Origin of the sequence: Bacillus sp. JJ634 (assembly GCF_036962285.1) — a bacterium.
Taxonomy (GTDB): domain Bacteria; phylum Bacillota; class Bacilli; order Bacillales; family DSM-1321; genus Peribacillus; species Peribacillus asahii_A.
Genome location: NZ_JBALMU010000008.1, coordinates 1 through 6981, shown reverse-complemented (window position 1 = coordinate 6981; position 6981 = coordinate 1). Strand labels below are relative to the sequence as shown.

Sequence of the window (6981 nt, the reverse complement as noted above, 5' to 3'; positions counted from 1 at the left end):
TGGGGAGTATTTTTCATTTTTTTACCATGTAAAAATGAAGTATTTTTTCATTGACTTCGCAAAAAGAATAAAATAACCTATAAAGGTACTTTAATTTGAGTACTATTACTAAAGTGATTTAGTTAAAGTGATGTAGTTTGATTAAAATAAACTTTAACTCAAGGAAGGATACAACATATGAAATTTACTCAGTTCTTAAAAACAAGAGGGGCAACTGCTACAATCTTTATGGGGATTTTCTATGCAATTGCAATGCTAGGTATATTCTTACCTGGTTATACAGCGATTCCAGGAAATATCGATAAATTACCGATTGCTATTGTCAATGATGATGCCGGTGAATATGGGGCAAAGATTGCCAAGCAGTTACAAGAAAATTTACCGTTTAAGGAAATCGAGACGAATTTAACAAATAAACAGGCCTTAAACGATTTAGAACACAATGATTTAGCATTAGTCGTACATATTCCAGAGACATTCTCCGCGGATATGCAAAAAGGTGAAGTGTCATCAAGTATCGACTTTACAGTTAATGAAGCAGGGGCAACAGTTGTTTCTTCCACTATGAATTCAATTGTTACAGAAATTAATAGCCAGTTAAGCACACAATTTTCACAACAAACAGCTCAGGGCGTATTAATGAACTTTAATGTACCAGAAGAGCTAGCTGCTGAATTGGCTAAAAAGATTGAAACAGCTTATGTAGGAAATGTAGTTGCAATCAACGAAATGCCAGACGGTATGCATAATAATATGCTGCCAATGTTCTTAACGATGGCTGGTTATACGGGTGCGATGATTGGAGCGATGCAATTAGTAGCTGCCTTTAAGGAAAGCCGTGGAAAAGCAAGTAAAACACGTTTATTCAGCTATGTACAATTAACTGCGTTATTGGTTGCAGTTGTATCATCATTATTTGCTTTGGGTTTAACATATTTAATCAATAAGCCAAGTGGTGACCTGTTCTTTAGTTTAGTAGGACAGCAAATTTTAAACTATATGGTATGTTTTAACTTTACCGCGATTGTAATCTTCTTAATGGGTGAAGGCGGTATGATTTTAAACTTACCAATTTTATTAATACAAACATTAGCAAATGGTGCCACAATTACACGTGATATGATGTACTTGCCATATGAATGGATGAGTCACATTTCGCCGATGTATTACTCGGTACAGGCATACTTTGCAAACCTATATGGCAGCATTAGTCCAAGTCCGTATATTTGGTCAATGGTTACAGTAGGTGCGGTTGCCCTGTTAATTAATATTGCTATTGTCGCGTTTATCCACAAACCAATGCCAATAGAAGTAGCGGAAACAGAAAGTGTAAAGAATGCAACTGAAATCACAGTGTAGTTTTGCTAAAATAAGAAGAGAATTCTTCTTGAAGGAGCAAAGAGAATGTCCATTCAAATTTTTATATTGAGTAAACTGATGGAGGATAACAATTATCCTTATAAATTAAAAAAACAGCTTTCAGAACCCATTCCATTGGATCAACTAGGTGGGTTGACAGAAAGTAAACTGTACTACCACTTTGATTCATTAGCCAAACAAGGTTTAATTGAGACCGTCGAAATCGTAAAAGAAGAACATCGACCTGATAAGCAAATATTTGCGATTACGGCTAAAGGTCGTGAAGAACTACCGAAAAAAATCTACAAGCTGTTTGAAAACACGGATAAGATTAGTGATATGGTGGTAGGCTTAGCAAGCATCAAGTATGTGGATCGTGAGAAAGTAGTAGAAATATTAGAGAAAAAATTAAAAAATATTAAGGGTCATTGGGAGCAAATTACTAATTTCGAAAAGCAGATTGAGATAGACAAAGAACACGAGAAGTTTGCAGAATTTATGAGTGGCTATGTTTCAACTAGAACAGAGCACACAATTTATTGGCTTGAAGAGTTAATTAAGCGAATTAAACAAAGGGAAATATAATGGGGGTGTAGTTTGTTCCAAAATAAAATAAAGAAAAGTCAGTTTTCATCAGATTTCTGGCTGACCTTATAATACGAACGGGTGCGTTGATCCAAGAAGGATTAACGCACTTTTTTGTAGTGTGCTAACGAGCAGCATTAATTGAAAAAGGAAGGAAATCCTTAACTATCTGAATATCGAAAACATTCCACAAATATGGTAAATATCATATATCTAGAAGGTATTTGCTCCCTTATAAAGAATTGGATTAGATGAGATCAAAATTTTTTCAATTGGGAGTGGTTCACTATGTTAGCTTTAGCTCTACAAGGCATTGGGGGGATGAACTCATTTGCGGCTGGGGTACTTCAAACGCTTCGAAATGAGGGGGTTAAACCAGATTTGATTTCAGCTACCAGCGGTGCTATATTGTCAGCATATTATTTTTTACAAAAAGACCCTAATGCTATTGGAAAACATTATGATGAGTATTTTAAATCCGAAGAAAATGGAATCCCAACTTTTTTCAAATTCATGCAATACGCATACATGGGCATTCCTGAAAAATTTTCTCCTAATTACCTCAACATTTTTGAAAGATTGCCTGACAATTGGCCTTTTTCGAGATTGGAGGAATGGATTAACTTCTGCTTCCCTAACAAAATTTACAAATCTGAATTTCCTCAACAATTTTTTGATGATATCGCCAATTTTTTTTCCACCAATGAGGAAGTGGGAATTATTATGAATGCTTATAATGTTAATAACGATCAGGCAGTTTTGTATGTGAACGAACGAGCTCTGGATACAATGGAATTAAACAAGAGCGAACATTTTGAGGTCAAACCAATAACTCCGGATGGTGTGAGAGCGTGTTTGCAGTTGCTTCAATATGGAGACTTTAAAGGGGAATATGATGGAGCTTATCAATATAATCCGGTTTTGTCTCCGTTGGTAGTAGCTGACGAGATTATTTTGGTGACAGTAGCGCCACTAGGCAAATCTCTGGACCCGATCGATAACATTTTTGATATCGAAGACTTTAAATTGAAGATGTTATTTAAAAATGCCCTTTATGCAGAGCTTAATGATATTTCTCGGATTAATAAACTTATTGAATATGGAAATAAGCTGGTTCGTCCAGAATCAGCAAATAAACCGTATAAAGAGTACAAACCGATTAAAGTGCAAACAATTCAGCCTACAATTCATCGTGGATTCTTTGAATATTTTGTGGAAACCCGTGAATTTTACCAGGATGGTGTGTCTCAAGCGAAAAAGTTTATTGATGATAGTCTCTAAATAAGTAGGCACAGATTGAACGTGGATAAATCCCTCGTATAATTCATTGTTTTTGAACTAGAATATTGAAAATTATAAAATTATTATTGACAATTCTTTTTGATATGATAAATTAAGTTTATAAGTTTAGTGTGAATTAAACGGATACATATTGTTAGAGGCTGATTAGACAACTAAAGGCCCCTATGTTCAATTATATGCTTGCTCAAGTATATATTGAAATAGGGGTCTTTTTGTTTTCGAACATCAAGCTCGAAGGTTAGTTTAAATGTAGGCACTGACTATTGTTGACTGAACAAATCAGAAGCAAATCGTAATCTACGCTAATTAAAAAACTAACAGGGCTGATACAACCATTAAACATACTATTCAGATGAGTTTAATAAAGGATGGAGTGGAGCAAATGATTACTGCTGAAAAAATTAGATTTGAACGTGTCACAAAATCCTTTGCTGTTCGTGATGCGAATAAAAAAGGAGTATCAAATGAATATACAGCGGTCCAGGATTTAAGTTTTACCGTACGAGAAGGAGAGTTTATCACTCTAGTTGGACCAAGCGGCTGCGGTAAATCTACGCTATTAGATCTAACAGGAGGTTTAACCACACCAACACGAGGCCGTATTTTAATTGATGGGAAAGAGATTGCGGGTCCCGGTTTAGATCGTGGAATTGTTTTTCAACAATACGCACTATTTCCATGGAAGACGGCGCGAGGAAATATCGAATTTGGCTTAGAGGCAAAAGGTATTCCAAAGCGTGAATGGAAAGAAAAAGCAAATTATTATCTTAATTTAGTAGGGCTCAGCCAATTTGCTGATCGCTATCCACATGAATTATCTGGCGGGATGAAGCAGCGTATAGCGATTGCTAGAAGTTTAGCTTTTAATCCGGATGTCTTACTAATGGATGAACCCTATGCTGCATTAGATGCGCAAACACGTGAATCTCTGCAAAGTGAATTACTTCGAATTTGGAAGCAAACAAAGAAAACAATTATTTTCATTACCCATAGTATTGATGAAGCTATCTACTTGGGAGAGCGTGTCGTTGTGTTGACTGGGGGACCGGGACAAGTGAAGGAAATTGTCGATGTTCCGTTAAAATCACGAGATGCAGATGTTCGTTCACATCCAGACTTTGTGAAAATACGTCAAAAGGTCTGGAATTTATTACATGAACCAGAATATATAGGAGCAAATATTTAAATAAAAGAGAGGGGGATTCAAATGGAAACAGTAAAATCAGTCGACTTATCTGTAAATAATAAAAAGTTAAAAAATATTGGATTTTCTGGCTTACAAAAGTTGTTTAAACAATCCATTGTATTAATTGCATTGTTCTTACTATGGGAAATAGCGCCACGTATAGGCTTAGTGGACGAAGCATTCTTTCCGCGATTTTCAAGCGTATTAATTGCTTGGTGGGAGATGGTGAAGTCAGGTGAACTGTTTGCCCACTTCTCAGCGAGTATTACACGTTCTATTTTTGGTTTTGGTTTGGCATTAGTGATTGCGATTCCACTAGGTCTATTAATCGGTTGGTATCCGCTAGCACGCGATTTACTGAATCCTGTATTAGAATTATTCCGTAATACAGCGGCGTTGGCATTATTACCTGTATTCATGTTATTACTAGGGATTGGTGAAACTTCTAAAATATCTATTATATTGTTTGCTTGCACATGGCCTATTCTCTTAAATACTATCGCTGCAGTGGGGAGCGTGGATCCATTACTTATTAAATCTGCACGCTCGATGAATATTTCATCGTTTAAATTGTTTTACAAAGTTATTTTACCGGCATCTGTACCAACAATGTTTACCGGTATTCGTATGGCGGGATCAAGTGCTATTTTAATTTTAATAGCAGCAGAAATGGTAGGCGCAAAAGAAGGGTTAGGTTATTTAATCACTTACTCTCAGTATAATTTCATGATTCCAGAGATGTATGCAGGAATTCTAACAATCTCGGTTTTAGGTTTATTCATTAACTATGGTTTACTGTCGATAGAAAAAAGACTTTCACGATGGAAGCAAGATCCAACTTTATAATGGAGAATTACAGGACATTGTATTGAAGCAAGAAGTTTTAAATAAAGTGAAAGATTTTAAGGGTAGTGATTATTCTATTGAAAGTTAAGTCTGACTGCTTAGCAATCAATTTTTATTTTACAAAAAACACACTAAACAAATATGAAAAATAGGAGAATGATAGTTATGTCAAAGAAAGAATTAAAATTAGGCGCATTTTTTATGCTCCCAGGACACCATGTTGTAGCTTGGCGTCATCCTGAAGCAAAGGCAGAGCATGTGTTAGATTTTGACTTTATTAAGGAGCAGGCGGTGACAGCAGAAAGAGGCAAGTTTGATATGATTTTTCTTGCTGATGTATTAAGCGCTCGCGCAACTAATTCTGGGTTTGATCAGCAATGTTCGGTATTCTTTGAACCGTTTACTCTTTTATCAGGTTTGGCTGCGGTGACTAAAAATATTGGTCTTGTTGGGACTGTATCGACAACTTATACAGAGCCATTTAATTTAGCTCGGCAATTTGCCTCACTTGATCATTTAAGTAAAGGCAGAGCTGGTTGGAATGTTGTAACAAGTACTGGTGAAGAAACGGCACACAATTTTGGTCAGAAAGACATTAAACATGCAGAGCGTTATGAGAGAGCAGAAGAATTTGTAGATGTTGCGAAAAAACTGTGGGATAGCTGGGAAGATGACGCTATTTGTTTCAACCAAGAAACCGGGCAATTTGCAGATGCTTCAAAAGTTCATACGATTAATTATGAGGGAAAATGGTTATCTGTAGGAGGTCCATTAAATATTGCCCGTCCAGTACAAGGATATCCAGTTGTTGTGCAAGCGGGATCATCAGAAGCAGGAAAAGAATTAGCAGCAGAGACAGCGGAGGTGGTTTTTACAGCATGGCAAACATTAGAAGATGCACAAAAGTTTTATCGTGATGTGAAAGGTCGTATGGTGAAGTATGGACGTAATCCAGATGAATTAAAAATCATGCCTGGTGTATATCCGATTGTTGGTAAAACAGAGGAAGAAGCACAACTAAAAAGACAGCAATTGTTAGATTTAATTCCAGAGGCAGCAGGTGTTGCAAGACTATCTGCGCAGTTAGATTTTGATTTAAGCGGTTATCCAGTGGATGGTCCGCTGCCTGAATTACCAAACATTGAAGAAGTAAACGGTATTAAAAGTCGCTTCCAATTAGTAAAAGAGCTTGCTGATCGTGAGAATTTAACTATTCGTCAGTTATATCAACGAATTGCAGGAGCACGTGGTCATCGTGAAATTATTGGAACACCAGAACAAATTGCGGATCAGTTACAAGAATGGTTTGAAAATGAAGCAGCGGATGGCTTTAATATTATGCCATCAGTATTTCCAACAGGTTTAAATGATTTTGTTGATTTGGTGATTCCTGAACTACAAAAACGCGGTATTTTTAGAACAGAATATACAGGTTCAACCTTGCGTGAAAATTTAGGTTTAGCACGTCCAGTAAATCAATTTTCGAAAGAATCAGTAGAAACTGACCACTCCCATGGCTAAAGCCGCTGGGGTTCTTTCTCACAAATATCCCACTTACCACCTTCCATAAGAAGAGGCAGAGGCGAGACTTGGGTGAGCAACACTTGAGAGAAAAACAGTCTTTCAAGAGGGCAAGGTCGGTGCCAACTACGCCGTTCAACCGGCGATACTTGTCTAGGATTATGATACCGCACTCTTTCTAT

6 protein-coding genes are annotated in these 6981 nt (G+C 36.6%); all 6 read left to right on the top strand.

What is annotated here, in order from left to right; translation table 11 throughout:
- Positions 1–177 precede the first annotated feature (177 nt).
- Positions 178–1359, top strand: a complete 1182-nt coding sequence (locus tag V7068_RS01415) for a YhgE/Pip domain-containing protein (RefSeq protein ID WP_499710642.1) — start codon at positions 178–180, stop codon at positions 1357–1359.
- A gap of 45 nt (positions 1360–1404) precedes the next feature.
- Positions 1405–1944: a PadR family transcriptional regulator gene (locus V7068_RS01410; RefSeq protein ID WP_499710641.1), complete on the top strand. Its 540-nt coding sequence runs from the start codon at positions 1405–1407 to the stop codon at positions 1942–1944.
- 288 nt (positions 1945–2232) lie between these two features.
- Positions 2233–3225, top strand: a complete 993-nt coding sequence (locus tag V7068_RS01405) for a patatin-like phospholipase domain-containing protein (protein WP_499710640.1) — start codon at positions 2233–2235, stop codon at positions 3223–3225.
- Positions 3226–3628: 403 nt separating this feature from the next.
- Positions 3629–4432 carry an ABC transporter ATP-binding protein gene (locus V7068_RS01400; RefSeq protein ID WP_499710639.1) on the top strand — a complete coding sequence of 268 codons (804 nt, stop codon included), beginning with the start codon at positions 3629–3631 and terminating at the stop codon, positions 4430–4432.
- Between the two features lie 21 nt (positions 4433–4453).
- On the top strand, positions 4454–5278 hold the full coding sequence (locus V7068_RS01395) for an ABC transporter permease (RefSeq protein ID WP_252289556.1): 825 nt from the start codon (positions 4454–4456) through the stop codon (positions 5276–5278).
- A 165-nt stretch (positions 5279–5443) separates the two neighbouring features.
- Positions 5444–6799 carry an LLM class flavin-dependent oxidoreductase gene (locus V7068_RS01390; protein ID WP_499710638.1) on the top strand — a complete coding sequence of 452 codons (1356 nt, stop codon included), beginning with the start codon at positions 5444–5446 and terminating at the stop codon, positions 6797–6799.
- Positions 6800–6981: the final 182 nt, after the last annotated feature.

Coding starts and splice junctions, on each gene's coding strand:
- V7068_RS01415 (WP_499710642.1), top strand. CDS start 178: ATGAAATTTACTCAGTTCTTAAAAACAAGAGGGGCAACTGCTACAATC.
- V7068_RS01410 (WP_499710641.1), top strand. CDS start 1,405: ATGTCCATTCAAATTTTTATATTGAGTAAACTGATGGAGGATAACAAT.
- V7068_RS01405 (WP_499710640.1), top strand. CDS start 2,233: ATGTTAGCTTTAGCTCTACAAGGCATTGGGGGGATGAACTCATTTGCG.
- V7068_RS01400 (WP_499710639.1), top strand. CDS start 3,629: ATGATTACTGCTGAAAAAATTAGATTTGAACGTGTCACAAAATCCTTT.
- V7068_RS01395 (WP_252289556.1), top strand. CDS start 4,454: ATGGAAACAGTAAAATCAGTCGACTTATCTGTAAATAATAAAAAGTTA.
- V7068_RS01390 (WP_499710638.1), top strand. CDS start 5,444: ATGTCAAAGAAAGAATTAAAATTAGGCGCATTTTTTATGCTCCCAGGA.